General features: G+C 48.3%; 26 protein-coding genes and 2 pseudogenes. 9 read left to right on the top strand and 19 right to left on the bottom strand.

The window, feature by feature from the left end; genetic code table 11:
• Positions 1–265: 265 nt before the first annotated feature.
• The 3 genes from mioC to EWA64_RS08645 form a co-directional block, all read right to left on the bottom strand.
• The gene (gene mioC / locus EWA64_RS08655; RefSeq protein WP_061893109.1) at positions 266–703 is read right to left on the bottom strand and encodes an FMN-binding protein MioC; all 438 of its coding nucleotides are present in this window, start codon (positions 701–703) and stop codon (positions 266–268) included.
• A 332-nt stretch (positions 704–1,035) separates the two neighbouring features.
• Positions 1,036–1,893: a hypothetical protein gene (locus tag EWA64_RS08650; RefSeq protein ID WP_061893108.1), complete on the bottom strand. Its 858-nt coding sequence runs from the start codon at positions 1,891–1,893 to the stop codon at positions 1,036–1,038.
• 202 nt (positions 1,894–2,095) lie between these two features.
• Entirely contained in the window at positions 2,096–2,479 is a 384-nt protein-coding gene (locus EWA64_RS08645; RefSeq protein ID WP_061893107.1) for a hypothetical protein, read from the bottom strand.
• Positions 2,480–2,573: 94 nt separating this feature from the next.
• On the opposite strand from EWA64_RS08645, the gene EWA64_RS08640 reads away from it, so the two are divergent.
• Positions 2,574–2,894: a helix-turn-helix domain-containing protein gene (locus EWA64_RS08640; RefSeq protein ID WP_079863607.1), complete on the top strand. Its 321-nt coding sequence runs from the start codon at positions 2,574–2,576 to the stop codon at positions 2,892–2,894.
• 141 nt (positions 2,895–3,035) lie between these two features.
• Here EWA64_RS08640 and EWA64_RS08635 read toward each other — a convergent pair whose 3' ends face one another.
• The 5 genes and pseudogenes from EWA64_RS08635 to EWA64_RS08620 all read right to left on the bottom strand — a co-directional run.
• Positions 3,036–3,491 (bottom strand): hypothetical protein, encoded by a 456-nt coding sequence (locus EWA64_RS08635; RefSeq protein ID WP_244881398.1) that lies wholly within the window; start codon positions 3,489–3,491, stop codon positions 3,036–3,038.
• A 351-nt stretch (positions 3,492–3,842) separates the two neighbouring features.
• Complete coding sequence (locus EWA64_RS08630; protein WP_061893105.1) at positions 3,843–4,352, bottom strand: hypothetical protein; 510 nt, start codon at positions 4,350–4,352, stop codon at positions 3,843–3,845.
• Entirely contained in the window at positions 4,345–4,923 is a 579-nt protein-coding gene (mobI, locus tag EWA64_RS08625) for a conjugative transfer protein MobI(A/C) (protein ID WP_061893104.1), read from the bottom strand. The genes EWA64_RS08630 and mobI overlap by 8 nt, the downstream gene beginning before the upstream one ends.
• Positions 4,924–5,298: 375 nt before the next feature.
• Positions 5,299–5,490 (bottom strand): hypothetical protein, encoded by a 192-nt coding sequence (locus EWA64_RS21280; protein WP_483368907.1) that lies wholly within the window; start codon positions 5,488–5,490, stop codon positions 5,299–5,301.
• A gap of 20 nt (positions 5,491–5,510) precedes the next feature.
• Positions 5,511–5,807, bottom strand: a pseudogene (locus tag EWA64_RS08620) (transposase); the annotation flags it as partial.
• A gap of 230 nt (positions 5,808–6,037) precedes the next feature.
• Between EWA64_RS08620 and EWA64_RS08615 the strand changes: the two are divergent.
• Positions 6,038–10,624: a PKD domain-containing protein gene (locus EWA64_RS08615; protein WP_061893103.1), complete on the top strand. Its 4,587-nt coding sequence runs from the start codon at positions 6,038–6,040 to the stop codon at positions 10,622–10,624.
• Between the two features lie 357 nt (positions 10,625–10,981).
• On the opposite strand, the pseudogene EWA64_RS21225 reads toward EWA64_RS08615, so the two are convergent.
• Together EWA64_RS21225 and EWA64_RS08605 are read right to left on the bottom strand one after the other, a co-directional pair.
• Positions 10,982–11,124: pseudogene (locus EWA64_RS21225) on the bottom strand (IS3-like element ISVpa4 family transposase); the annotation flags it as partial.
• A gap of 72 nt (positions 11,125–11,196) precedes the next feature.
• Positions 11,197–11,325 (bottom strand): hypothetical protein, encoded by a 129-nt coding sequence (locus EWA64_RS08605; protein ID WP_280512696.1) that lies wholly within the window; start codon positions 11,323–11,325, stop codon positions 11,197–11,199.
• Positions 11,326–11,370: 45 nt separating this feature from the next.
• Between EWA64_RS08605 and EWA64_RS08600 the strand changes: the two genes are divergently transcribed.
• Genes EWA64_RS08600 through EWA64_RS08590 form a run of 3 tightly spaced genes read left to right on the top strand, consistent with a single transcriptional unit; the run spans position 11,371 to position 13,644 of the window.
• Complete coding sequence (locus tag EWA64_RS08600) at positions 11,371–11,562, top strand: helix-turn-helix transcriptional regulator (protein WP_061893102.1); 192 nt, start codon at positions 11,371–11,373, stop codon at positions 11,560–11,562.
• A 12-nt stretch (positions 11,563–11,574) separates the two neighbouring features.
• Positions 11,575–13,248, top strand: a complete 1,674-nt coding sequence (locus tag EWA64_RS08595) for a DUF927 domain-containing protein (RefSeq protein ID WP_061893101.1) — start codon at positions 11,575–11,577, stop codon at positions 13,246–13,248.
• A gap of 60 nt (positions 13,249–13,308) precedes the next feature.
• Complete coding sequence (locus EWA64_RS08590) at positions 13,309–13,644, top strand: helix-turn-helix domain-containing protein (protein ID WP_061893100.1); 336 nt, start codon at positions 13,309–13,311, stop codon at positions 13,642–13,644.
• 19 nt (positions 13,645–13,663) lie between these two features.
• Here the strand turns inward: EWA64_RS08590 and EWA64_RS08585 are convergent, their stop codons facing one another.
• The 9 genes from EWA64_RS08585 to EWA64_RS08545 form a co-directional block, all read right to left on the bottom strand.
• The gene (locus EWA64_RS08585; RefSeq protein ID WP_061893099.1) at positions 13,664–14,845 is read right to left on the bottom strand and encodes a site-specific integrase; all 1,182 of its coding nucleotides are present in this window, start codon (positions 14,843–14,845) and stop codon (positions 13,664–13,666) included.
• Between the two features lie 171 nt (positions 14,846–15,016).
• A complete protein-coding gene (mnmE, locus tag EWA64_RS08580) occupies positions 15,017–16,378 on the bottom strand; it encodes a tRNA uridine-5-carboxymethylaminomethyl(34) synthesis GTPase MnmE (protein WP_061893098.1) in 1,362 nt (453 codons plus the stop codon).
• A 114-nt stretch (positions 16,379–16,492) separates the two neighbouring features.
• The gene (gene yidC, locus EWA64_RS08575; RefSeq protein ID WP_061893097.1) at positions 16,493–18,112 is read right to left on the bottom strand and encodes a membrane protein insertase YidC; all 1,620 of its coding nucleotides are present in this window, start codon (positions 18,110–18,112) and stop codon (positions 16,493–16,495) included.
• 2 nt (positions 18,113–18,114) lie between these two features.
• The gene (gene yidD / locus EWA64_RS08570; RefSeq protein WP_081947004.1) at positions 18,115–18,372 is read right to left on the bottom strand and encodes a membrane protein insertion efficiency factor YidD; all 258 of its coding nucleotides are present in this window, start codon (positions 18,370–18,372) and stop codon (positions 18,115–18,117) included.
• Positions 18,339–18,662, bottom strand: a complete 324-nt coding sequence (rnpA, locus tag EWA64_RS08565; protein WP_039422349.1) for a ribonuclease P protein component — start codon at positions 18,660–18,662, stop codon at positions 18,339–18,341. The genes yidD and rnpA overlap by 34 nt, the downstream gene beginning before the upstream one ends.
• Positions 18,663–18,708: 46 nt before the next feature.
• On the bottom strand, positions 18,709–18,849 hold the full coding sequence (gene rpmH / locus EWA64_RS08560) for a 50S ribosomal protein L34 (RefSeq protein WP_011079039.1): 141 nt from the start codon (positions 18,847–18,849) through the stop codon (positions 18,709–18,711).
• 242 nt (positions 18,850–19,091) lie between these two features.
• Positions 19,092–19,829 carry an amino acid ABC transporter ATP-binding protein gene (locus EWA64_RS08555; protein ID WP_061893096.1) on the bottom strand — a complete coding sequence of 246 codons (738 nt, stop codon included), beginning with the start codon at positions 19,827–19,829 and terminating at the stop codon, positions 19,092–19,094.
• Positions 19,826–20,497 (bottom strand): amino acid ABC transporter permease, encoded by a 672-nt coding sequence (locus EWA64_RS08550; RefSeq protein WP_039422334.1) that lies wholly within the window; start codon positions 20,495–20,497, stop codon positions 19,826–19,828. The genes EWA64_RS08555 and EWA64_RS08550 overlap by 4 nt, the downstream gene beginning before the upstream one ends.
• 83 nt (positions 20,498–20,580) lie before the next feature.
• The gene (locus EWA64_RS08545; RefSeq protein ID WP_039436002.1) at positions 20,581–21,333 is read right to left on the bottom strand and encodes an amino acid ABC transporter substrate-binding protein; all 753 of its coding nucleotides are present in this window, start codon (positions 21,331–21,333) and stop codon (positions 20,581–20,583) included.
• Positions 21,334–21,452: 119 nt separating this feature from the next.
• Here EWA64_RS08545 and EWA64_RS08540 point away from each other — a divergent pair, with 119 nt between their 5' ends.
• From EWA64_RS08540 to recF, 4 genes are all read left to right on the top strand, one after another.
• The gene (locus EWA64_RS08540; protein ID WP_167520855.1) at positions 21,453–21,608 is read left to right on the top strand and encodes a hypothetical protein; all 156 of its coding nucleotides are present in this window, start codon (positions 21,453–21,455) and stop codon (positions 21,606–21,608) included.
• A 45-nt stretch (positions 21,609–21,653) separates the two neighbouring features.
• Entirely contained in the window at positions 21,654–23,060 is a 1,407-nt protein-coding gene (gene dnaA / locus EWA64_RS08535; RefSeq protein WP_039422330.1) for a chromosomal replication initiator protein DnaA, read from the top strand.
• 63 nt (positions 23,061–23,123) lie between these two features.
• Positions 23,124–24,224, top strand: a complete 1,101-nt coding sequence (gene dnaN / locus EWA64_RS08530; RefSeq protein ID WP_061893095.1) for a DNA polymerase III subunit beta — start codon at positions 23,124–23,126, stop codon at positions 24,222–24,224.
• Positions 24,225–24,233: 9 nt separating this feature from the next.
• Positions 24,234–25,313, top strand: a complete 1,080-nt coding sequence (gene recF / locus EWA64_RS08525) for a DNA replication/repair protein RecF (protein ID WP_039422325.1) — start codon at positions 24,234–24,236, stop codon at positions 25,311–25,313.
• Positions 25,314–25,330: the final 17 nt, after the last annotated feature.

Raw genomic sequence — 25,330 nt, 5'->3', positions numbered from 1 at the left:
TAAGATCATGGATCTGTTTTAGATCATATCGTGTGATCATGAATTGATCAGCGTGAGGATTAGCTGGGATCAAAATCGATGGTTATGCACAGACCACTGCGAGTGGATAAGTTATTATTGGGATAACTATAGGAAGATCACTGGATTTGTCTATGTTTATCCACAGATGGTTTGTGTGATAAATGAGCAGTTTAAATGGCGGGGGATGGTAAGTGGATAAAACGCCTGCCGTTCTAGCAGGCGAGAAAGAATTGGGTGAGATGGTTTAACGCAACAGGGGCAAGTGACTTTTCAGCCAGATTTCTGCAGCATCTTCTGGAACGGTATGTTCTAGCACATCAATAGTGAGGCATTCAGTAATGGGGGTTGCACCAATGTCTTGCAGCAGATGATGGGCGTGCTGGCCAGCAGCGCAGAAGGTATCGTAACTCGAATCACCAATCGCGATCACCGCGTAGCGCACGTCACTCATTTTGGGGGGCGTATTCTGCAGAGCAGCAATAAAGGGTTGGATATTATCTGGGTATTCGCCCGCACCATGGGTGGAGGTGATGATCAACCAAATGCCTTGATTGGCGATCTCGTTGAACTCAGGTTGGTTGTGGATGGTGGTTGCCAACCCTTCAGCATTGAGGAGATCACTTAAGTGATCGCCAACATATTCGGCCCCACCTAAGGTGCTGCCTGTAATAATGTGGATCATAGCTCTTCCTTTAAACGGTTTGCAGTCGTTATCGAGTCTATGATGCGTGATTTCTTCCAAGAGAGGAAGTGTCGGCTGTAAAAAGGCAGCCGCATCAATGAGATGGTTTATGCCTATGTTTACGGGTAATAAAAAAGCAGCCCGGAGGCTGCTTTGCAACAAGTCGATTACTTCCCGATACAGAAAGTGAAGTTTCCCATAATAGCTGGCCTCGCGCGACGTCTTGGGGACCGATTGGGGACCAAATTGCAATTTATGGTCAAATTCTTACTTCCCAAGATGATTTCCATCATAGATCAGGATGGGAAAAGTGGGAATGGTGGGAAACCGGATCAGCTTTCACTATATTTCTCTTCAGCAACAACAAACAAGAGAGGTTTTCCACTCTCTAGCAGGTAAGGTGCGATTATCGTTTCCTTACCAAAGTGAATCTTCCCTTTTGCTATATAAATGAAGATCCAATCGGGCAACTTACTACTAATAGCAGCATAAAGTGCATCAGAAGGGATGTCACTATTCTTGCCTGGAGAAATTCTAAATCTCTGGTAGTAGACGTGATGGTTGGATTCAAATGCAAAACTTTCCTGTCCATCGTTGACGAAAGACGGTGACATCGTTCTTCTCGGCTCGAAAACTTCTATGGTGATATAGCATAGGTCCCGGTTTGTCATACCAGCTTGGAATTTTGGACATTGGTAGTCTGCACTATGGAAGTAGAACTCTATCTTTTGTTCTGAATTGCCATTAGTGCGCTCATAGTGAATAGATTGTTCTTGAAGCACGGTTTCGATGGCTGCGTTGAAGTGGTAGAGCAACTTTTGCTGTGCATCTCGAGCGGATGTCGCTTCTTGTATAGGCATCCAAGCAATAATGCTGTTTCGTGAAGCGGTATCAGGCTGTTCCAGCAATGACGTTAGCAAACCAAGGCTTAGTCCTTCACTTAACTCAAGTCCCGCGCCTACTGAAGACGTGAGCAACAATGTATTTCCTGCGGCAGCTTTCGCGAGCTTAAATGCCTCAAAATCTTTCATTGGAATGACTTTGTCTTCTGTTTGGTATAGCCCACCTGCATGCGCAATGTTATGAGCACGGCTGTGGCTGTTGTCATATTGGATAGGAGTTGATGTAGAGGCGCATCCAGTGAGCAAAATGAGTAACGATAATGGAGTGAACCTAGCCTTCGGTTTCATGAGAAATTTCCTTTTCAAAACAGTTTGATTTTGCAGTTATTTATCGGGTGATCACCAAATTGACACATTGTGGATAAGCAGGAGATATCTTTTGATCTTTAAACTCACCAGTTGTTGATCGGGGGCTTTGCTATGGATCGTGGATCATTTTGTTATTACGATCCTTCCCAGTAGGAGCGAAAGTGATCATCACCTACCCATATCAATCAATCTTCCAGCCATAAGCTTCACCTGTCATGTCAAAGTGTCTGTTCTTCATCAACAAACCAGTGCTTGGGTTGATGCGTCGAGGCGCGCGCGTAACGCAAGACGAGTCATTGAGCGGAATGTTCTGTTGGTGCAAATGCCAGACATGAATGAAGAAATAGGTGAGGGCGGCGGCACTAGCGAATAGCCAGTTTATATAAAAGAGTACAAACCAAAATAACAACGCGATGTACTTATTTTTGTGGATAACATCCAGAGGTTTATGTAGCCAAATAACGCTTGGGAAGGCCATCAACATCACACCCCAGCTTTGATATACAGTCACTAACACACCAAGACAAAAAACGCAAAATAGTGCGAACTTTTTTAGTGTTTTCATCTTACGTCTCCATCTTGTGCTTAGTTTTCCTAAGTATACAGGTATAATTAAAACTTAGAAAATCTAAGCATCGTAGGTTGATGATGATTCTCACTTGTCTAAAACAAATCCATTTCCACAGCGCCTTAAACAGGCAAGAAATCGCGTTGGTATCAGCCAGAGGGAGCTTGGTATCCGTTTGGGTATGGACCCAAGTTCAGCGAGTGGCCGTATGAATCATTATGAAAAAGGGCGTCATATGCCCGATATTGGTACGCTACAAAAGCTTGCTCAGGAGCTTGGTGTGCCTGTTGCATTTTTCTTTTCAGATTCCGACAGCTCAGCGGAACTGGCATGTTTGATTGAAAAGCTCAGTGAAACTAAAAAGCAGGCGCTTATTGAGCAGATCAGGCAGGAACTCGATAACATCGACTAGTAATAAAGCTATCGCTGTCGTCCTGAATACCAAAATACCCCACCGACTGCGGCGACGGTCAGTAATAAACCGCCCAGCCAAATCCAAAGTTCCATATTCACCTCCTGTAAGTATCTTCTATCTCTATTTAGCTTAGCTTTCCTAAGCATGAATTTCATCGAAAGCATGCGTCATCTGAGAAAAAACCGTCACAACCAACTTGTGTTCAGCTAAGGATGCAATTTGAAAGTAAAGATTTCCTGTAGGGTTGGTCCAAATTTCATGTTGCTCGCTTCCGTAACGGAGTAGCTTTTGAAAGCGTGTTCTTGATGACAAAGTCAGTCTTTCTAGATTTGGGTGGGAGAGTTGCTTCTGTAAGCTGTGCCATGGATTGCGAATATCACCTTGCCTGTGCCTTTGTTGGTAGCGTTGCATTGCATGGTTGCTGATGGCGATGGTGCCAAGTTTTGCAACCTCAAACGTCGGATAGGGTGAAGCATAAGGCGTAATAATGTCTTTTGTTTCTGGATGAGTGATAATCAACAATCTCGTCAGAATAAAGTTTGATACCGCATAGACGGTTGGACAAAAAAAGTGCGGTTGTTTTGAGATCTTCATTCTTGGCCGCTAAAATGGTCTCTTTGGTTAGGCTGAGTGCGAGCCCTTTACCGCTGTTTGGTACGCGCCCGAATACCTGTTTGTCGAGTAGTAAGAACCTTGCCGCCGTTAACTCTGCGATAGCGCACCGGAACTCACTTTGAGCAATTTGAACCGTAACGATACCGTGATTGTTCAACCCCGTGAACCACGCGACTTCGACGCTTTCAGCATTGATGTTTTCAACCTGAACTTTCAATCTCATCACAGCATTTTCTCCTCACTTTACTACCAGCGTATCATCGATTTTGAAAATGCAAACTGTGGGGAGAAGCTTCATTTCACTGCATGAAGCTTCCTGATTGGATAGAACTAAATTTGCAGTTTTTTTATCGCTCGCATCGTTTTTCTCACCTGGCTAGACAGCTCTCTTATTGGATTCACACGCTGTTCCAGTCGGTTGATCTGGTCTAGCAAATGAAGATAGAGAGGGATTTCCCAATCCATTGCATGTGAAAAACGGCGTAACACCCCATTTGAAACTTCTTGGGTTTCAAGCTCAGGATACCAACCTCCACGAGCGATCATGCGGTGCCATTTGATTTTAGGTAAGCGCTGTTCACTCGTAACAATGAACTCATAGCGAAATGGGTACTCGACGTTGTACTCTTTTGACAAGGCTTCCTTTAGTTTATCCATTTGTTTCTTCATTTCTTTTGCTGCTGCCATCAAGTGCTTTGACTCTGTCGCAACGAAATCAGATAAACCATCGATTCTTTCTGGTAAAGGAACTGGTTCAGGCAGCTTCAACTTGAGATTACTTAACTCAATTTCCTTGCTTAGTTGCACGATGCCGACATCGGGTGTGGTTTTCTTAGCCATTCTGCTTCTCCATTTTTTGAAAGTGTTCACGAAGCTTGTTAAGTCGTTTTGTACAGATTTGCGCTTTTTGTTTGATGGTGAGGATTTCATGCCGCACTTCGCGGATCAGTGCGAAGGCATCTTCTGTGTACTCAATAAGATCGGATTCCCATTCCGAGTTTGCTTTTGAAAATCGGCCAGGTGGGTAACGAAAGCCTTTGCCTTTCGATAAATGCTTAGAACGAACACGTTGTTCTTTGTTGTTTCTCAGTGACATTTGATTGGTACTGAGATACCAGTTGTAATACCAAGCCGCTTCAAAGCGATGGTTGCGAACCCGAATACGACAGCCGTAGCGGCCAGGTGAGGTTTCCTTATGGGCTCTATGGGTTCGCCAAAACTGGTTAGCGTAGTAACTGGCTAAAAACTCCAGTAGATAGGGTTCCTGCATTGCAAAGTTTTCGATATCAGCAAGGGCTTTGAGCGATTGTGATAGAGCGAGTTCAAAGCATTCTTGTTCATTTTCGGTGTGTCGTTGCTGGGATCGTTGATGCCATTGATAGGCGGCGGAATGTTCACTTAATACTGTCATGGTGACTCCTTGATTATTTTGGCTCAAGGTAGCGCAAACACATTCTTACTTACGCATCTGTAATTGCCCTTTTGGGGTGCATAATTTTCCTCGTGTCCCACCGCTGATTGGCAAGCATGGCAGCAATTCCTCTCCTGGGACCTATCCCTGTACTTTCCAGATACCTATCTTTGTGGGACGTTGCTACGGATTATTTTCGTTGCTTTATTGTTTTGGAGGGGATGTAGGGAGTTATAGTCCAATCATTGTGGGACCTGAGCGTCGATTATTTCTTTTGATGGGATTGTGACGGTAAATTTCTAGATTATTGTGGGATTTTTCCTGTTTGTAGTAGATGAGGGCTGATGTACTTTCACATGTGAAAGCCCGTCGTTTTTATCGATTAGCATACCTTTTCCAAACTTTCCCTTGGTGCCTTGTATAGCTGAAAAGTAATGACACACAAATTCGGACGATAATGCAGACCATCACAAGAAGCGTTAACTGTTTTTGGTAGCGTTTTCGCAATTCACTTTTCCGAGCAAACGTAGAGTAGGTTGCTGTTAATTGAGCCACTGAGTATGGCATGTTTATTAAACTTGATGACCAACGGGCTTTCTATCGTCAGTATTCGCGGGGGGGGGGGGGCCGCAATCGCAATAATGTCACTAAGGTTATTCATGATGATGTGAAGTTTAAATCCATAAAAGACTATTATGCTTTTACTTCCTACAACAGTCCCTTGAAACACTTTATGCCTCGGGATACGTAAGTTGTTACAGACCTTAATGCTCTTAAAATTAATAAATTCAATGCCTGTAGGTTCTCATTTCTGATGGGTGAAGAAATGAACTGAGAGGGGCAAACACGTAAGGCATGACTTCAAGAAAGCATGTATAGCAGAGCTGGAAAGTCATTCTTTCTGATCGCAGAAACAGATCTTGGTTCCCTTCAATTCTTATCCCCGTTCAGTTTGAACAACGCTCACAACCTAAAAAGCATTGACATGAAAAATGCAAACGAAACACAATGATTACCGCTGTTAAGCTGTTATTTTTATGAGCCTTTCCTTGAATATATGAAATTCATTGTCTAGCTTTAAAATCAAAGAATCTTTTTAGTGCAAGGAACGGCAATGAAAAAAAGAACAATGCTTTTGTTGGGTTTTGTCGCGGTATTCAGCATTGGGTGTGACAACAACACAACAACCCAAGAAGAAATATTACCGATTGCGAATGCAGGGCATCCAATATCCAGCGGGCGTGGAACAACCGTCGTACTCAACGGCAGTCAATCCCACGACCCAGACGAAAAATCATTGACTTATCAATGGACAATTATCGAAAAACCGTCAGGTAGCCTTTCAACATTAAGTGACAACACATCCCCTTTTCCCAGTTTATATCTCGATAAAGTGGGCATTTATAAAGCTCAGCTCATCGTCAGCAATGGCGAGAAAGAGAGCCAGCCTTCCATTGTCACCATTTCAGATGCAGATACTCCTCCCGTTGCCAATGCAGGGAAAGACATAAAACTATCGGATCTTGGTTTTGTCGTTCTGGACGGAACTGGCAGTTTCGACTCAGATGGAGACAAGCTCGAATACCGCTGGACTTTGCTAAAGAAACCTCAAGGCAGCAGTGCCAGTATTCTCCAACCAGCAAGTGCGACACCCACACTAAACTACGACTCTTCTGGCGAATATATCGCAGAGCTCGTTGTGAGTGATGGCGTGTATCAAAGTACACCAGATAGAGTAGTTTTGACGGATAGCAACATTGCCCCCATAGCCAAACCAAAGGCCGCTGCTTTTATGACCCTTGGACAAGCGGTCGCTTTAAGTGGATCTGAGTCGTTTGACGCGGATGGTGATACTTTAAGTTACCAATGGCATATGGTCGCAAGGCCAAACGGCAGCCAGGCAAACTTACTTGATGCGACCACGCCACAAACGTCGATCACTCCCGATGTGGCAGGCGATTACATCGTAGCGTTAGTCGTAAAAGATGGGAACAACGCCAGTAGCCCAGCCACCGTGACCATTCATGCTGCTTCCAATTTAAATCAGGCTCCCATTGCGGTAACAGGCCACGATAGGCAGATAACCACTTCACAGGAAGTGCATCTCGATGGCAGCGCCTCCCATGATCCGGAAGGTAATAGCCTGACTTATCGCTGGTCACTGGTACATAAACCTTCTGGCAGTCTAGCGCAGCTCAGTGAGCCGTTCAGTGTCCATCCGTTTTTTACTCCGGATATCCCCGGCAGTTATGTGGCGCAGTTAATCGTTAACGATGGTACGCGAGACAGCCTTCCGACTAGCGTTCTCCTGTCTGATAGCAACCTTCCACCTGTCGCCCATGCCGGCGGCGATCTCAAAGGCACCCCAGGACAAACCGTTCAGCTTGATGGCAGCTCTTCCACCGACGGCAATGGTGATCCACTCAGTTATCGCTGGCATATTGTGAGCCAGCCTCCAGGAAGCCAGGCAGTATTAACCAATAGCACAGCGGCACAACCATCATTCACTCTTGATGTGCAAGGTCATTACGTTGTTCAACTCGTGGTCAATGACGGTTACGCCGACAGTGCGCCGGATACCGTGGTGATAACCGATGTAAACCTGGCTCCGGTGGCCGATGCGGGCAGCGACTTAAAGGCCAGTAAAGGCAGCAGGGTGAACCTAAGTGGCAGTCGCTCTACCGATCCCGAAGGCCAGCCACTGAGCTATCGCTGGAAACTGTTGAGCCAACCTGCTGGCAGCGCGGCGCTGCTCAGTGCGACCGATACCATAACCACCGACTTTGTGGCCGATGTCGGTGGCGATTACATAGTCCAACTGGTGGTGAACGATGGTGAACTCGACAGCACGCCAGCAACTGTCATAGTGCGTGATTTCGATAAAAACACCTTACCTGTGGCCTCAGCCGGTACCGATCTGGCTGCCGAAGCGGGTCAGAGCATATTGCTCGATGGTAGTGCCTCCTATGACGCCGACGGTGATAGCCTGAGCTATCAGTGGGCTCTGCTGACCCGACCAACTGGCAGTGCCGCCCAGTTAACTGATGCCGTCAGTGCCAATCCGACCCTTAAAACCGATGTGGTGGGTGATTACGTGGTGCAACTGGTGGTGAGTGACGGTAAGGGCAACAGCCTGCCGGATACCGTACTTATCCATGACATCGCCAAAAATGTGGCCCCGGTGGCCGATGCCGGCAATGACAGGCAGGTTGATTTGGGGAGTGTGGTCGCCCTCAGTGGCCAGGCGTCATTCGATGCCAATGGCGACTCCCTGAGTTACCGCTGGGCGCTCATCAGCAAGCCCGCAGCCAGTGCGGCTTCACTGAGCAGTACCAATCAGGCCAGCAGCCAGTTTACCCTGGATGTCGCAGGCAGCTATGTTGCCCAATTAATTGTCAACGATGGCAAGCTCGACAGCAGCCCGGTCACCGTATCCATCAGCAATAAGCCCAGTTCGGGTATTGGTGCCAACCCTGTCCCCAGTGGTCATACGTTGATTTTAAGCAGTTCCCTGGGCGGGGATGATCAGGTCGGTGGCCTCTATTCCATCAGCGAGAAAAACCTCAATGAAATACACTCGCTATTGAGCCTGAAAGGCAAACCCGGGGTTCAGACAACCGATTATTTGGGCTTGGTATTCAGCCCTGAACGGGGCAAGTTCTTCTTTATGCTGCCAAATGAGGGGTTGTACGGCGGCGCGACTGTCATGAGTTTCGACCCGGTAACCAAAGCGGTGGAGGTGCTAACCCATATTGAATATGAAGTCGTCAACGGTTATCGCGTTTATGGGTTTGCTAGTCGCTTGCTAATTCACCCATCCGGAAAAGCGCTGTTTGGTTTGGCCAAGTTTGGCAGTTTGTTAGATGCGGGTAGGGTGTTTTACCTGAACATAGACCCTGCCAGTGCGGATTATCTTAAATTTGCCTGGGTCGCAGACCTTGGTGCCCCGGACGCACAAGGTGATACCTTTGGCCGCTCGCCGCTGGCACATATGCAGTGGAATGGTGAAAACCGTATCTTTATTGCCAACTACAGCAAAGTGAATGCGACCAAGACCAATGTGTTTGAGCTTACGCCTTCTAATGCAGCGGATTTAAGTCAGCCCTGGGTTCCCAGCCCCTTCCTTAATCCACGGTACATCAGTTCATTTGTTTACAGCTACAGCGGCAATTACATCAGTACCTATGGAGACTCTTTTCTCAGCGCAAATGACTTTGACGGTAAAACTATTTTTGATGTGAGCAGCCGCGAGGGTGGTGGCTCTGGCACCGTCAATTTTGACTGCAGGAGAAGCCTCGGGGTATTCAACTGGCTTGGAAGAAACCGCTATTCTGTTTGTAGAGGAGACTCCTCACGCACACCTTTGCTGACGGAAGTAAACACAGTCAATGGTGGTTCCAGTGATGTGAGGCGCTTTTCTGGCTGGGGGGGCGCAATCGCCACCGGATTTGCACCATCCACCACTGGTGGTGCACTGTATATTGCGAATGGCGATGATGCGGCATCCTCATTTGCTCGTGGTGTTCGCAGCAGTGGTTCGAATGTGATTGGCGGCTACACGGTAAAACCTTCACAGGTTCGCAGTATCAGTGGTCTCAACTATGCTGATGGTGCCTTTATTGTTGGGGGCGCAGACCGAGGCTATATCTTTATGGGAGACCCCGGTATCGCCGATTTTCCCAACGACAATATTAACGACAGATATGTGTCTGTCTTAAGCTATGACGGCGGTGCGACCCGCAATGGCGCTATTGTCACCAAGGATCGTTTGGATGACAGAATCACAGTGACCAGCCTGGGATATGCCGCAGGCGCCTATCCGATTGGTAAACCCTTGGTGCATTCCAGCGGTAATATTTTCAGTGGCGTTTGGTTTGCGCCGGGATTTGAAGGCTGGGGCGCAACGTTCCGCTACGATCCAACCAATGCTCTTATCAATTACGGAACCGGTAACCAATCTGTCCGTCCGGGCATCGCACTGAAAGAAGATTCGCAAGGGCAACTGATTGGCCTTGGCACAGATGCCAGAGATGCGTTCCGGCAGGTGCTCTACAGCATAGACCCGGATACCCTGGCCTATTCTGCCATTGCCAGCTTTGACAGTACCGGTCAAGCTGAGGCAACCACAGAAGTGGCTGTGAAAGATACTCATGCATGGGTTATTTCAGACGCCAATCTCTACTGCTTTGATTTGCAGACAAAGGCGCGTGCCAATACACATTCCTTTGTCAGCAACGGCGCCCATTCCCCCGTCAGGGCCATGACCTATTCTGCTGCGAGCAGCCTCTGGTATTTGCCAACGGCGGCAAGCGGCGTGAGTGGGCTGGGAACCATTCAGCAGATCACCGATGATTGCTCTGCTCCCATCAGAACCGATGCCGTTACTGGGCTTGTAGACATACCTTCCACGGCTCTGCTTGCCGCCTCTGACGGCAAGCTGTACTACGGCACTGAGAATGGCAAACTGATGCAGTTTGACCCTATGCTCAATCAGGTGCAGCAGTTCGCCGCGTTGGGGGCGGGTAAGGTGGTAGGTTATCTTACCGAAGACAGCAACGGCGACATTCTGGGCATCTTAAGGCAGAGATCGGGGGATTTATTGTTTGCAGCACCTCTGGCTGGAGGCTCTGTGACTTCCAAGGCGTTGCCAAGCAGCTCGCCGGTAGACGCTTATTATCCGGGTGTGGTAGAACTCAAATGATGAACTTAATAGCCAGCCCAGTTTAATCTGGGCTGCTTTTTTTCCCCCTGTAAACACTAAGTAATCTGAACTCGGGATAAGAATTGAAGGACTTTTATCGCGGTATTATCCCCCCCGATACTAAAAGAGTGATTTCCCCCCTGTTCAACTATACACGCTTGCTTGAAGTTATGACTTCCGTATTTAGTCCCTCTAAGTTTTTTGTTTATCCATCCATACTGAGTCGTTCGCCATGGTAGAGCAACTTTTGTGTGAATTTAGTGCTGGTAAATTGGCTACTTTGATCGGAGCTAAAAATATCGGGTGGTCCATAGTGCTCTATAAGTGACAATACCTTATTGTAGTGCTACATCAGGCGATAATGGCAACTAAGTACAGGAAGCTTTTAGCCATTGGGATGCAAGTGATATAAATAGACAAGCTTGGTTCTGGTAAGTGACTTCGATATCACACAGCAGTTAGGAATAAACTTTGTGTGCTTTATTTACCAGCGTCGTTTTATGGCGCAATTCAATTTCCTCAGTAGAGATCTCTTGGGCTGATAGTAGGCTGTTGAATGGGCAATTTTAACGTTAGATGTCGAACATCTTTACCATATCATTATGTGCGCCTGTGATTGATACCATCGTATTTTTATCTGTTAATTTTCTCTCAATCTGCCCATTTTGGGCCTGAGCACCGCGCGCCTTTGCATTGCTCATTCTGCAAACTATTCCTTGATTATTCATTAACTGTCAGGAGTAGTTATGACCGAACAAAAACAATCAAATCAACTATTAAGCTATCAAGAAGTTTGCAAACTAACGCAACTATCTCAGGCAACCATTCGCCGTTATGTGAAAAATGGTTCTTTTCCTTCTCCAGTCACACTATCACCTGGCGCTAGAAGTGTGAGATTTCGCCTTGAAGATGTGCAGAAGTGGCTTTTGAGCCTGTGATAGGGAGGTCATATGAAGTTTCGTCATCACCATGATCAACTACAGTATTTTTGCCGTGAACGAGGCTGGCGTTCGTTGAGCTCTTCGGTCAAGGTTCTTGCTAGAACGCGTTCACCTGATCGGAAGTCAGGGTTCAGTGCTTGCATTGAAATCATCAATATGGACAGGCAGATTATCAGAATGATAGTGCCTGCCAGAAAGATCATGGGAGGGACCAACTATCAGTTAAGAGATGAATTGTTCGATACCGGTTTTTGGCTGGAGCCCGAGCAAACTGCATGGAGTATGGTCCAGCGCTATTTGCGGGAAGAGCTCAAAGCGGCAGAAACGGCCTTTTGTGTCACAAGAACAGGTTGGCATGACAAGGTATTCGTCACTCCGGAGAAAAGTTTCGGACGGTCAGATGAGTCTTACTACTTTTCTGGTGGTATGGCTGATTCACTCTGCTTGGCAGAAGGCAGCTTAGCGGAATGGCAAAGTGAAGTCGGTTCTTTGCTGGTCGGCAATCCTTTGCTCATATTTTCTGTTGGCGTTGCGTTGGCCGCGCCGCTTCTCAAGCCTGTTGGAATGGAAAGTGCGGCATTCCATATTATGGGGCCATCTTCGTCGGGTAAGTCTGTCACATCGTTTGTCGCTGCGTCTGTTTATGCTGATAAGTCTTATATCAAGTCTTGGAAAACAACCGCTAACGGTATTGAGGCGGTTGCATCAGAACATCACGACATGTTGCTTGTGTTAGATGAGCTAGGGTTGTGCTCTGCGGAAGAAGCCAGTTCTGCGGCTTATCAAATCGTAAACGGATGTGGGAAGCTGCGAGCCACGGAAACAGGCGGCCTGGCGAATATTGCCAATTGGCGGACGTTGACCTTGAGTAATGGAGAGATTGGCCTGACAGAGCTGATGGAGCCCTCTGGTTATCAAGTGAAAGCAGGTCAGCTGATTCGAGTCATCGAAATTCCTGCCGAAGAGCGCTTTGGCTGTTTTGCGGATCTACACCGCTTTTCCTCACCATCTCAGTTTGCTGAGCACTTAGAAAAGCAGACTCAAAAGTACTTTGGCACTTTGTTCACGGCTTGGATGACGCTTATTTCAGATAAGCCCGATCTGGAAGTCGTTTTACAGCGTGAAATCGAAACGCTGAGGCAGCATTGGTCTAAAAGCAATTATTCCGGTCAGGTTCATCGGGTCTTGAAGCGCTTTGTCCTTGTTGGTGTAGCGTTGTCTGTTGCGTCACGAAACCAGTTAGTGCCATGGTCTGAAGAAGAGTCGCTCTATTCCGTATATAGCGTTTTTAGCCGCTGGTTATCTCACAGAGGGCACCAGCACAATCAAGAAACGTATGAGGTGTTGAGTGCTTTGAAACAAGCCATTAGCCATTGGGAAAATAAGCTTCCTGAATTCTGTACAAGCAGACCGTCAAAGTTTGGTTACTGGCGGCAGGATGGTGATGACGTCCAGTGGCTTATCCACAAACAAGAATTTGTTAAGCAGCTACGACTGCGGCGTCAATATAAGAGTCAATTGAGCCCTTTGATTCATAAAGGGTGGTTTGAAACCAATGAAGATCGTAGGGGAACACTTCGGATTATCGAAAAGAAGAACGATACTGAGTTTGATCATCGTTTTTTCGCCTTCTGGCCGGAAAAGATCCTCTCTGAGTTGAAGGAGATGGGCATCGATGAATAGTGTACTTCCCAGTTTTCCCACTTTTCCCAGAGATATTCCAATGGGTGAGGAGGTGATACGATGACAACCAACGAGCAAGTTCTTCTTCAATCCATTCTCGCCAAGATTGATCGTGTTGAGCGTGCTGTTCTGGAGCAGCGTTTACAGCAACAAAAGGTGGAACTCCTTGGAAAGGACATTCTAACCGTTGATGAGTGTGCAGCCTTGCTGGATTTATCAACCAACCAGCTTTATAAGCTAACGAGCTCGGCAGAGATCCCTTACTTTAAGCTTGGCAAACACCTCCGGTTTGAGCGCCAAGCCATCATGAGGTGGGTTGAGGAGCAGCGTGTTTCATCTCGCCATGAGATAGAAAAAAGGGCAGCAAACTATGTCGCCACCACTTCTCGTAAGTAATACTTTCATAGCAGCGGCCTTAGGCCGCTGAATCCTTTCCAGAAGCAAAAATATCAGGGAATGTCAGCATGGCTTCCATCCTGCGCTGTTCTATGATGTCAGCGTAAATCTCGGTTGTCTTGAGTTCGCTGTGGCCGAGCAGTTTCGATACGGCATATATATCAATTCCTCGGCTAAGCTGAATTACAGCAAAGGTATGGCGACCAGCATGAAATGTAACGTGTTTACTTATCCCAGCAGCCAGAGCCCACCTAAGCAGTTCTACATTTATATAAGAAGAGTATTTCAATCCCTTGAATACGCGCTCGTGTGCTGCTTTGACTGGGCCTAAGAGTGATTCTGCTGACTTTGGTATGTCTAAATACTGAAGGCTCTTAGCATCGCCGTGAGAGAGTTTGGCTTGGTCGAAGATAATTCGTTTGTGATTATTGAATGTTTCTACTTCTGACCAGGTAAGTCTATGGATATCGCACCAACGCATACCCGTCACGCATGAGAACAAAAACGCACGTTTAAGGACTGGGTAGCGACACTCCGTTTGGGCTAACGCGTTGACCTCATCCAGTGTTAAATAAACCCGCTTAGTCGTTTTCGCTTTGATACTGGTCACTTGTGAAAGCGGGTTATCGCGAATAATACCTTCTCGATGTGCTTCGTTGATCGCCGCTCGAACTTTATTGAAGTAGGAGCTTTGTGTGTTGCGAGATAACGCGGTATCACTTTTGGTTTTCGCTTCATTGGTTAGGTAATACTTAAACCCGTCTAACCAGTCTTTATCCAGCTCATCAAAACTAAGATCATGTTTTCCGCAGTAGAACAGCAGGTGCTTACGAGCTGAAAGCCAGATCGAATGGTTGGAGGTTGAGGTAGTTTGTTCTTTGATATCAATTTGCTGTTGAAAGTAATCAATGAAGCTAGCTGAGCGCTTAGTTCGATCTTCAAAACCATGCTTTTGGGATTGCCATTCAACCAGTCGTTTACTCCTAATGGTTTCGGCGAGAAGCATGTGTTCTTTGTTGTGTTGGCGCTGGGTGGGTGTTTTAGGTTTGTCGTGAACGTACAGGTCTAAAGTTTCGTAGCTGCGTTTACGTTTATTTTGGCGTCCACCTAGTGTGTTTGTGGCATAACCATGATCATAAACCAAACGTAGTGAGCGTGTGCCATCAGCTCTAAGTGTTCGTTTTTGAATAGAAATTTTCATTTTAGACTCCATTTGGGCCCCAATCAGTGCGAGTAGCATGTCATGGAGCCCAAATGGGGACTAGATTTGGCAATTAACGGCAATAGATGGAAACAAACGGCAAATGACGATCTAATAAAATCAGTGTGTTATCTACCATTGCTTGCTGTTGTTTTCCGTTATTTGCCCACTTTACTTCCCGATACAAAACGAGGAGAAGATTCGGCCGAGCAAATCGTCAGAGCTGAACTCACCGGTAATCTCGTTTAAATGCTGCTGAGCGATGCGCAGCTCTTCAGCGAGGATTTCCCCAGCCATGTAACCTTCAAGCTGCTCTTGACCGATTTGCAGATGCTCTGCGGCGCGTTGCAACGCATCGAGGTGGCGGCGGCGGGCCATAAAGCCCCCTTCGCTTTGGCCAGAAAAACCCATGCACTCTTTCAAATGTTTTCTCAGCGCATCGACCCCTTGACCTGTTTTGGCAGAAAGGCGGATCAAGGCCGGGTTACTCACATGGCAGATCCCAAGTTCTTCTTGGGTTTGATCGGCTTTATTACGGATCACCGTGATGCCGATGCTGCTGGGCAGGCGGTCAACAAAATCGGGCCAGATCTCTTGAGGATCGGTGGCTTCGGTGGTGGTGCCATCGACCATAAACAGCACGCGATCTGCTTGACGAATTTCATCCCAAGCACGTTCAATACCTATTTTCTCCACTTCATCAGAAGCATCACGCAGGCCCGCGGTATCGATGATGTGCAGTGGCATGCCATCGATGTGGATATGCTCTCGCAGCACGTCACGGGTGGTGCCGGCAATGTCGGTGACAATCGCAGATTCTTTACCAGAAAGGGCGTTGAGCAGGCTCGATTTACCAGCGTTAGGACGGCCTGCAATCACCACTTTCATCCCTTCGCGCATAATCGCACCTTGATTGGCTTCTTGGCGCACCGCATCAAGGTTATCGATGATCCCTTGCAGGTCGGCAGCGACTTTGCCGTCCGCTAAGAAGTCGATCTCTTCTTCAGGAAAATCAATCGCGGCCTCAACGTAGATACGCAGATGAATCAAGGATTCAACCAAGGTGTTGATGCGTTTGGAAAACTGACCTTGCAGTGAATGGAGCGCCGATTTGGCCGCTTCTTCCGAGCTAGCGTCAATCAGGTCGGCAATCGCTTCGGCTTGAGTGAGGTCCATTTTGTCGTTGAGAAAGGCGCGTTCAGAAAACTCTCCAGGGCGCGCTGGGCGTAGCCCTTTGATGGTGAGAATACGCTTAATTAGCATGTCCATCACGACTGGGCCGCCGTGACCTTGGAACTCGACCACATCTTCACCGGTAAACGAATGTGGGTTGGGGAAATAGAGGGCGATGCCCTGATCGAGCACGCTGCCATCTTGCGCGGTAAAAGGGAGGTATTCGGCGTAGCGCGGTTTGAGGGCCTTACCAGTCACTTCCAGCGCCACCTGAGCGGCTTTTGGCCCAGAGACGCGAATGATTCCGACACCGCCGCGACCCGGCGCAGTGGCTTGGGCAACAATCGTATCTGTTGTCATAAAGAAACCTATTTGTTTGTGGTCGCAGTGACCTGAAAAAGCAGTTAGCTGAATTGTAATCAGCGAAAAACAAAAAGGCGACCTTTTGGCCGCCTTTCCTTACTCTGAGTTCACTTACTTGGTGTGTAAGCCTTTTTTCTCCAGCGCTTTGTAAATCAAAGACTGTTGGATCAGAGTGACGATGTTCGATACCAGCCAGTACAAAACCAGACCTGACGGGAAGAACAGGAAGAAGAAAGTGAACATCACTGGCATGAAGGTCATGATCTTCTGCTGCATTGGGTCTGTGACTGTGGTTGGGCTCATTTTTTGGATCATGAACATTGAAGCACCCATCAGCAGCGGCAGGATGTAGTACGGGTCCTGCGCAGACAAGTCTGTGATCCAACCAAAGAAAGGTGAGTGACGCAGTTCAACCGATTCCATCAGCGACCAGTACAGAGCAATAAAGATTGGCATCTGCAGTACGAGTGGCAGACAGCCACCCAGAGGATTCACTTTCTCTTTCTTGTACAGCTCCATCATCTCTTGGCTCATGCGTTGACGGTCATCGCCGATACGCTCACGCATTGCTTGCAGTTTAGGTTGCAGCATGCGCATTTTCGCCATTGAGGTGTACTGGGCTTTGGTCAGTGGGTACATGGCACCACGGACGATGAAGGTCAAACAGATGATGGCCACACCCCAGTTGCTGACAAAGCTCTGGATAAATGACAGCAGCATGTGTAGTGGTTTAGCGATAAACCATAACCAGCCGTAGTCCACAACCAGATCAAGGTTTGGTGCGGTAGCTGCCATTTGATCTTGCAGTTTAGGGCCAGTCCATAAGGTGGCGCTGAAATGCGCTTTTTCGCCGTTGGCAATGGTTTTGTTTGGCATACGTACGCCAATGTCGCCCATGTTGCCAATCACGCGAGTGTAAAGGTTGGTGCCTGGTTCGTTACGAGGGATCCACGCAGCAGCAAAGTAGTGCTGGATCATCGCCGCCCAGCCTTGGCCATTTGGCAGGTTAACCGACAGGTTGCGATCTTGCATGTCGTCGAAGCTATACTTTTTATAACGAGTATCTTCGCTTGAGTACGCACCGCCACGGTAGGTTGGCATGGTGATGCTGCCGCCCGCGTCCATCAGATTTTGACGCAAATGCGCGTACATACCGAAAGTAGCGTTGTTGCCGGAGTTATTCACTACGTCAAACTCAACGTCCACCGCGTAGCTGCCGCGTTTTAGTATGAATGTTTTGCTGTATTGCAGACCGTTGGCTTCATAGCTCATGGGAATGCGTAGTTCGTCTTGACCGTCAGCCAGCGTAAAGCTTTCCGCACTCACTTGATATTGAGGGCGGTTGCTGCTGCTCAAATCGATCCCTTGTGGGCCGACTAAGCCGCTTTGAGCGATAAATTGATGACCTTGAATGTCCTTCAACAGCACAAAGGCGTCAGGAGAATTCTGCTCAGCCGCATACTGGTTCAGTTCTGCGGTTACCACATCACCACCCACTGTGTCGATTGACAGAGTCAGGACATCCGTCGTCACTGTGATGAGTTTAGCCGATGCCTGTTGAGCCGGAGACGGGTCCAGTTCATCAGCAAAAGATGGTGCAGGTAGCGCACTGCTTGATTGAGCCTGAGTAGCCGCTTGTGGTGCTGGATTCTTTGCTACTTGCCACTGTTGGAACAGCAGGAAAGAAACCAATGCCAGAGCGATTAACAGGATATTGCGTTGAGAATCCATCGTTATTTATCTCTGTCTTGTTTTTGGACTGGTGGAACGGGGTCATACCCCCCTTCGTTCAAAGGGTGGCATTTTAATAGACGTTTGCCTGATAACCAACATCCTTTTACCAAACCGTGAGCTTTCAACGCTTCTATCGCATAGGTTGAACAGGTTGGAGTAAAACGACAGCGTGGTCCGAGAAGAGGACTGATGAGACCTTGATAAAGACGGACGAGTCCGATCGCTAACCACGTGAAGGGCGAGACAGGCGATGCCATAGCTTATCAAACAACTTAAACAGTTCTTCATTGCTCAAATCTTGCGCGCTTTTCTTGGCAATCACAACAAAATCTTTATTGGGAAGCTGATGTTGTGTGTTACGAAAACTTTCACGAGCGATGCGTTTGAAGCGGTTGCGACCAACGGCAGTTTTAATTTGCTTTTTGGGAACAGCCAAGCCTAAACGAGGATGAGAAAGGTTATTATCGCGAGCAATGATAGTGAAATGAGGAGAGCCAGCCCGGTGAGCTTGCTGAAAGACGTTTTGATAATGCTCGGGAGTTAACAAACGTAACTCCCGATTGAACGCGTACGTATTCAAAATAAGCTAGTGATTATTTTGACAGGCGCGCACGGCCTTTCGCACGACGTGCATTGATTACTTTACGACCGTTCTTAGTCGCCATGCGAGCACGGAAACCGTGAGTACGCTTGCGCTTCAGAACTGAAGGTTGAAAAGTGCGTTTAGTAGCCATTGTAATTACCTTACTGATCAGTAGTTTTAGGTTCTTGTTAAACCCGGCGTGGGCATTGTGCTTTCTTTATATAAAGAAGCTCTTTATTAAAGAAGAATAACCGACGCCTCTCAACAAAGAGGCGGAATTGTAATCACAGTCACACAAAGTGTCAATCTTTGCAGGGCTGTAAAAAAATCCGCCGGGGGATTATACGGAGTGTGAGTAAAATCTCAAGGATCTCGCGATCTTTGTTGGGATCTTTACCGCTCTCCAACTTGACGAAGGAATTTTTGCAGTCGAGGATCTTGTGGATTATCGAAGATATCCTGTGGAGATCCTTGTTCAACAATGTTTCCTTCTGCCATAAAGATCACTCGGTCGGCGACCTCTTTGGCAAATTGCATCTCATGCGTCACCACCAGCATGGTTTGATGTTGCGTGGCGAGTTTTTTCATCAGCGCCAGTACTTCACCGACCCATTCTGGGTCGAGCGCTGAAGTCGGCTCATCGAAGAGCAGCAGTTCAGGTTGCAGCGCCATGGCACGGCCAATACCGACGCGCTGTTGCTGGCCGCCAGAGAGCGCGGCGGGATAGCTGTCACCTTTGTCGCCAAGGCCGATGTCGTCCAGAATTTGCTGTGCGCGCTTGAGGGCATCGGCTTTCTTCCAGCCACGCACGGTGACTAGGCCTTCGGCAATGTTTTGTCGTGCCGTCAGGTGGGCAAATAGCGCGTAGTTTTGAAACACAAAACCCGTGCGGCGGCGCAGCGCTAACACTTCGGCTTTGCTGTGATTTTGCGTGTCGACGCTGATGTCATCAATGGTGATGGTGCCTTGATCGGCTTGCTCAAGAAAGTTAACGCAGCGCAATAAGGTCGATTTCCCGGTGCCACTTGAACCGATGATGACGATGATCTCGCCTTGCTTAATCTCAATGTCGATCCCTTTCAAGACTTCGCTGTCGCCATAGCGTTTATGAATGTTGCTCAGTTTAATCATCGTACATACGCCTTATTCAGTTTGGCTTCGGCCCAAGTTTGCACGCGGGTGAGAATCAACACCACGCCCCAATAAATCAGTGCCACCGCGAGGAAGGCTTCAAAAAAGCGGAAACTGGACGACGCTTCCATCTGCGCTTTGGCCATGATTTCGGCCACGCCTAAAGTAAACGCCAGCGAGGTGGATTTGATCATGTCGATGAAGTAATTCATCAAGGAAGGCAGTGCTACGCGGGTCGCTTGTGGCAGAATGACGCGGCGCATCGCTTGGCTAGTGGTCATGCCGACCGATAAGCTCGCTTCCATTTGGCTTCGGTCGATGCCGATGATGGCGGCACGGATGCTTTCCGCCATGTATGCGGCGAAGTGCAGCGTTAAACCGATCACGGCGGCGGAAAAGGCATCGATGCCCACCAGCAGAGGAAAGACTTGCGGCAAACCGTAATAGAGCAGGAACAGTTGTACCAACAGCGGAGTGCCACGGAAAAAGCTGATGTACAGTTGGCTAAGCTGATCTAATACCGGAACACGGAAGACGCGCAGATTGGCCAGTACAACGGCAAGGATCAGAGAGAAGACTAATCCCCACGCGGCCATCTCCATCGTCGTACCGAGGTACTTGAGCAGGATCGGCAATAGCTCGAGCATATAGTTAAAATCAAATCCCATATCACTTACCTTTAAAGACGAGAAAAGGTGGAATACGCGCTTCCACCTTGAGTAAAAAACAGAGTTATCGAGTGTGCGTGCACTTACTTAGTGATATCGGCACCAAACCACTTGAGCGAAATTTTCTCTACTGTACCGTCGGCACGCATTGCCGCGAGAGCTTGGTTTACTTCGCCTTGCAGCTTAGCACCGCGCTCATTGTTCACAAACGGCCACGCATTGGCGATGGTTTCAAACGGCTGACCTGCCAATTGTAGTGGAAGGCCGGTTTTTTTGATCAGTTCCAGTGCCGACAAACGGTCCATGACAAAGGCATCGGCACGGCCGAGCGCCACATCATGCTCAATGCCCGTTTCGTAGGTTTTCACCTTGATTTTGCCGTCTTTGTCATAGCTGCGCAGCAACTGCTCGAAATTTGAGCCAAGGTTGACCGCGACTGTTTTGCCGGCGAGATCGTCAATGCCTTGAATGCTGTCGTTGCCTTTACGCACCGTGATTTGCGCGCCATCGATCACGTACGGGTCAGCAAATAGGTATTTTGCCTTGCGTGCTTCCGTGATGGTGATCTGGTTGGAGATGGTATCAATGCGTCCGGTTTCCAGCAAACCAAACAGACCTGAGAAGTTTGCCGTCACGTACTCGATTTGGTAGCCATTGCGTTTACCGATCTCATCCCACATGTCGACTTCAAAGCCTTGTAGCTTATCTTTCTGTACAAAAGTAAATGGGAAATAACGACCAGACATCCCCACTTTTACCACCTCTTGCGCCAGAGCTTGGGTGGTCGCGGCAGACAGAGCAATGGCAGCAATACTTGCTTTAATCCAGTTTTTCATTTTGTGACTCCTCAGAATTATAGGGCGTGATGTTAATGTGAATTGTCTCACTAGAATAAATAACAAGTTGTTATGATTCATAACCAGATGGTAGTGCGTTTAGTGGATTCTGGGGATAAATGGCGAAGATCCTGGGAAAAGTGGATCCTTATGTGGGTAAAGCGCGGGCAAGGTGTGATGATCTCGCAAAATATGTCGAAAATATTGTGAATAACTTGGATCTTATTCACTGGATCCTCGATCAATCGCTGGCGATCTCGGTTATCAACAGGTAAAATTGCCAATCTTTTCCGATCATTTCTTACATCCGTGGGGGCACCGTGTCATCTTCGCTTTGGTTGCAATGTATGCAGCGGCTTCAAGAAGAGCTACCAGCTACAGAATTCAGCATGTGGGTCCGTCCGTTACAAGCGGAGCTCAATGGCAACACGCTCACCTTGTTTGCTCCTAACCGCTTCGTACTAGACTGGGTGCGTGATAAATACCTCAACAGCATCAATCGCCTGCTGCAGGAATATTGCGGTCATGACATTCCCAATCTGCGCTTTGAGATCGGTAGTCGGCCCGTGGCCGCGCCAAAGCCTGCACCGACCCGTACACCAGCCGACGTGGCGGCGGAGTCGTCAGCTCCCGCACAACTGCACGCCCGTAAACCAGTGCATAAAACGTGGGATGATGATGCCCAAGCGATTGCGGACATCAACCACCGCTCCAACGTGAACCCGAAACATAAGTTCAATAACTTTGTTGAAGGTAAGTCAAACCAATTGGGTTTGGCGGCGGCGCGTCAGGTGGCGGATAACCCAGGCGGTGCCTACAACCCTCTCTTTTTATACGGTGGAACGGGTTTAGGTAAAACCCACTTGTTGCACGCGGTCGGCAATGCCATTGTGGATAACAAACCTAACGCGAAAGTGGTGTACATGCACTCAGAGCGTTTTGTGCAAGATATGGTGAAAGCGCTGCAAAACAACGCGATTGAAGAGTTCAAACGTTACTACCGTAGCGTCGATGCACTGCTTATCGATGACATCCAATTCTTCGCCAACAAAGAGCGTTCACAAGAAGAGTTCTTCCACACTTTTAACGCACTTTTAGAAGGCAACCAACAGATCATCCTCACTTCAGACCGCTATCCGAAAGAGATCAGTGGCGTTGAGGATCGTCTGAAATCACGCTTTGGTTGGGGTTTGACGGTAGCGATTGAGCCGCCCGAGCTGGAAACTCGCGTGGCGATCTTGATGAAGAAAGCCGAAGATCACCAAATTCATTTGGCGGACGAAGTGGCTTTCTTTATTGCCAAACGTCTGCGATCCAACGTGCGTGAGCTTGAAGGTGCACTAAACCGCGTGATTGCAAACGCGAACTTCACCGGTCGTCCGATCACCATCGATTTCGTGCGTGAAGCGCTGCGCGATTTGTTGGCGCTGCAAGAGAAGCTCGTCACCATCGACAACATTCAAAAGACCGTCGCGGAATACTACAAAATCAAAGTGGCGGATCTGCTTTCAAAACGCCGTTCCCGCTCCGTTGCGCGCCCGCGTCAACTGGCGATGGCGCTGGCGAAAGAGCTCACCAACCACAGCCTGCCGGAAATCGGCGATGCGTTTGGTGGCCGTGACCACACCACGGTTTTGCATGCCTGCCGTAAAATTGAGCAGCTACGTGAAGAGAGCCACGACATTAAAGAAGATTACTCGAACTTGATTCGCACCTTGTCGTCCTAATCGGTTAAAATGGCAGAATTCTAAGCAAATCCCAATTTGAGCTGACAGCGTAAAGAGCCAAGCATGAAATTTACCATTGAACGTAGTCATTTTATTAAACCGCTGCAACAGGTCTCCGGTGCGCTGGGTGGCCGTCCTACTTTGCCTATTTTGGGTAACTTGTTAATCAAGGTCGACAATGGTCAGTTGTCGATGACCGCGACCGATTTGGAAGTCGAACTGATTAGCTGTGTCACCTTGGAAGGGGAATTTGAAGCGGGCAGCATTACGGTGCCTTCGCGTAAATTTCTCGATATTTGCCGCGGTTTGCCTGATGACGCGCGGATTACTTTTGTCCTTGAAGGCGATCGCGTGCAATTGCGCTCAGGCCGCAGCCGCTTCTCGCTGGCAACGTTGCCGGCCAACGATTTCCCGAATATTGAAGATTGGCAAAGTGACGTTGAAGTGTCGCTGACGCAAGGCGAACTGCGCGCACTGATTGAGAAGACGCAGTTCTCCATGGCGAACCAAGATGTACGCTACTATCTCAACGGCATGCTGTTTGAAATTGATGGCACCACCCTGCGCAGCGTGGCGACCGACGGGCACCGTATGGCGGTCTCGCAAGTTGCACTCGGCGCCGATTTCGCACAAAAACAGATCATTGTGCCGCGCAAAGGGGTGCAAGAGCTGGTTAAATTGCTCGATGCGCCAGAACAGCCTGTGATGCTGCAAATTGGCAGCTCCAACCTGCGCGCTGAAGTTAATAACTTTGTCTTCACCTCTAAGCTGGTGGATGGCCGGTTCCCAGATTATCGTCGCGTTATGCCGCAGCACACCACAAAAACGCTTGAAGCCAGTTGTGACGAGCTGCGTCAATCGTTCGCGCGTGCGGCGATTTTGTCGAATGAAAAATTCCGTGGCGTACGGGTGAATTTAGCGGGCAGTGACATGCGCATTACCGCCAATAACCCGGAGCAGGAAGAAGCAGAAGAGATGTTGGATGTCTCTTTTGAAGGCGAAGCGATTGAAATTGGCTTTAACGTCAGTTACGTGCTGGATGTGCTCAATACACTGCGCTGTGACAAAGTGCGTATTTCGATGTCGGATGCCAACGCCAGTGCGCTGATTGAAAATGTCGACGACGACAGCGCCATGTACGTCGTGATGCCGATCCGCCTGTAAGCTGATTGAATGCCGCTTTCTCGTCTGATTATTCAGCAATTTCGTAATATCAAAGCCTGTGACATCGCCTTGTCACCAGGCTTTAACTTTCTTATCGGCCCCAATGGCAGCGGTAAAACCAGTGTGCTAGAAGCGGTCTACTTATTGGGACATGGTCGCTCGTTTCGCAGCGCGCTGACTGGTCGAGTGATTCAAAATGAGTGTGACCAACTGTTTGTTCATGGTCGTTTTTTGAACTCGGATCAATTTGAGCTACCCGTTGGCATTAATAAGCAGCGCGACGGCACAACAGAGGTTAAAATAGGCGGTCAGTCTGGGCAAAAGCTCGCTCAGTTGGCGCAGGTTCTGCCACTGCAACTGATTCATCCAGAAGGGTTTGATCTGTTGACCGATGGGCCGAAACATCGCCGCGCTTTTATCGATTGGGGCGTGTTTCATAGCGAAGCGGCCTTTTTTGATGCCTGGGGACGCTTTAAGCGTCTCAACAAGCAGCGCAATGCCTTGCTCAAAACCGCCAGAAGCTACCGTGAACTCAGTTATTGGGATCAAGAAATGGCGCGCTTGGCGGAGCAGATAAGCCAATGGCGTGAGCATTATGTCGAGCAGATGCAAAGCAAAGCCGAGCAACTGTGTCGCGATTTTTTGCCAGAGTTTGATATTCAGCTGAAGTACTATCGCGGCTGGGACAAAGAGACGCCTTATCAGCAGATCCTCGAGAAAAACTTCGAACGGGATCAGGCGCTTGGCTATACCTTCAGTGGGCCGAATAAAGCGGATTTACGCATCAAAGTGAATGGCACGCCGGTGGAAGATGTGCTGTCACGTGGCCAACTGAAACTCATGGTGTGCGCACTGCGTTTGGCGCAGGGGCAGCACCTAACGGAAATGACCGGTAAGCAATGCATCTATCTGATAGATGATTTTGCGTCAGAATTAGACAGTCAACGTCGCAAGCGTTTGGCAGATTGCCTCAAAGCGACGGGGGCTCAAGTTTTTGTAAGCTCAATTACCGAAAACCAGATCGCGGACATGCGAGATGAGGCAGGGAAACTGTTCCATGTGGATCAGGGTGTGATTGAGCAAGGATAAATAATGAGAGAGTAACT

The organism is Vibrio cidicii (genome assembly GCF_009665415.1).
Classification (GTDB): domain Bacteria; phylum Pseudomonadota; class Gammaproteobacteria; order Enterobacterales; family Vibrionaceae; genus Vibrio; species Vibrio cidicii.
This window is presented reverse-complemented; position numbering and strand designations above follow the sequence as displayed.

What these genes read in the sequence shown, in the direction of transcription:
- mioC (WP_061893109.1), bottom strand. Translation starts at nt 703, where the DNA reads ATGATCCACATTATTACAGGCAGCACCTTAGGTGGGGCCGAATATGTT.
- EWA64_RS08650 (WP_061893108.1), bottom strand. Translation starts at nt 1,893, where the DNA reads ATGAAACCGAAGGCTAGGTTCACTCCATTATCGTTACTCATTTTGCTC.
- EWA64_RS08645 (WP_061893107.1), bottom strand. Translation starts at nt 2,479, where the DNA reads ATGAAAACACTAAAAAAGTTCGCACTATTTTGCGTTTTTTGTCTTGGT.
- EWA64_RS08635 (WP_244881398.1), bottom strand. Translation starts at nt 3,491, where the DNA reads ATGAAGATCTCAAAACAACCGCACTTTTTTTGTCCAACCGTCTATGCG.
- EWA64_RS08630 (WP_061893105.1), bottom strand. Translation starts at nt 4,352, where the DNA reads ATGGCTAAGAAAACCACACCCGATGTCGGCATCGTGCAACTAAGCAAG.
- mobI (WP_061893104.1), bottom strand. Translation starts at nt 4,923, where the DNA reads ATGACAGTATTAAGTGAACATTCCGCCGCCTATCAATGGCATCAACGA.
- EWA64_RS21280 (WP_483368907.1), bottom strand. Translation starts at nt 5,490, where the DNA reads ATGCCATACTCAGTGGCTCAATTAACAGCAACCTACTCTACGTTTGCT.
- EWA64_RS08615 (WP_061893103.1), top strand. Translation starts at nt 6,038, where the DNA reads ATGAAAAAAAGAACAATGCTTTTGTTGGGTTTTGTCGCGGTATTCAGC.
- EWA64_RS08605 (WP_280512696.1), bottom strand. Translation starts at nt 11,325, where the DNA reads ATGAGCAATGCAAAGGCGCGCGGTGCTCAGGCCCAAAATGGGCAGATT.
- EWA64_RS08600 (WP_061893102.1), top strand. Translation starts at nt 11,371, where the DNA reads ATGACCGAACAAAAACAATCAAATCAACTATTAAGCTATCAAGAAGTT.
- EWA64_RS08595 (WP_061893101.1), top strand. Translation starts at nt 11,575, where the DNA reads ATGAAGTTTCGTCATCACCATGATCAACTACAGTATTTTTGCCGTGAA.
- EWA64_RS08590 (WP_061893100.1), top strand. Translation starts at nt 13,309, where the DNA reads ATGACAACCAACGAGCAAGTTCTTCTTCAATCCATTCTCGCCAAGATT.
- EWA64_RS08585 (WP_061893099.1), bottom strand. Translation starts at nt 14,845, where the DNA reads ATGAAAATTTCTATTCAAAAACGAACACTTAGAGCTGATGGCACACGC.
- mnmE (WP_061893098.1), bottom strand. Translation starts at nt 16,378, where the DNA reads ATGACAACAGATACGATTGTTGCCCAAGCCACTGCGCCGGGTCGCGGC.
- yidC (WP_061893097.1), bottom strand. Translation starts at nt 18,112, where the DNA reads ATGGATTCTCAACGCAATATCCTGTTAATCGCTCTGGCATTGGTTTCT.
- yidD (WP_081947004.1), bottom strand. Translation starts at nt 18,372, where the DNA reads ATGGCATCGCCTGTCTCGCCCTTCACGTGGTTAGCGATCGGACTCGTC.
- rpmH (WP_011079039.1), bottom strand. Translation starts at nt 18,849, where the DNA reads ATGGCTACTAAACGCACTTTTCAACCTTCAGTTCTGAAGCGCAAGCGT.
- EWA64_RS08555 (WP_061893096.1), bottom strand. Translation starts at nt 19,829, where the DNA reads ATGATTAAACTGAGCAACATTCATAAACGCTATGGCGACAGCGAAGTC.
- EWA64_RS08550 (WP_039422334.1), bottom strand. Translation starts at nt 20,497, where the DNA reads ATGGGATTTGATTTTAACTATATGCTCGAGCTATTGCCGATCCTGCTC.
- EWA64_RS08545 (WP_039436002.1), bottom strand. Translation starts at nt 21,333, where the DNA reads ATGAAAAACTGGATTAAAGCAAGTATTGCTGCCATTGCTCTGTCTGCC.
- EWA64_RS08540 (WP_167520855.1), top strand. Translation starts at nt 21,453, where the DNA reads ATGGCGAAGATCCTGGGAAAAGTGGATCCTTATGTGGGTAAAGCGCGG.
- dnaN (WP_061893095.1), top strand. Translation starts at nt 23,124, where the DNA reads ATGAAATTTACCATTGAACGTAGTCATTTTATTAAACCGCTGCAACAG.
- recF (WP_039422325.1), top strand. Translation starts at nt 24,234, where the DNA reads ATGCCGCTTTCTCGTCTGATTATTCAGCAATTTCGTAATATCAAAGCC.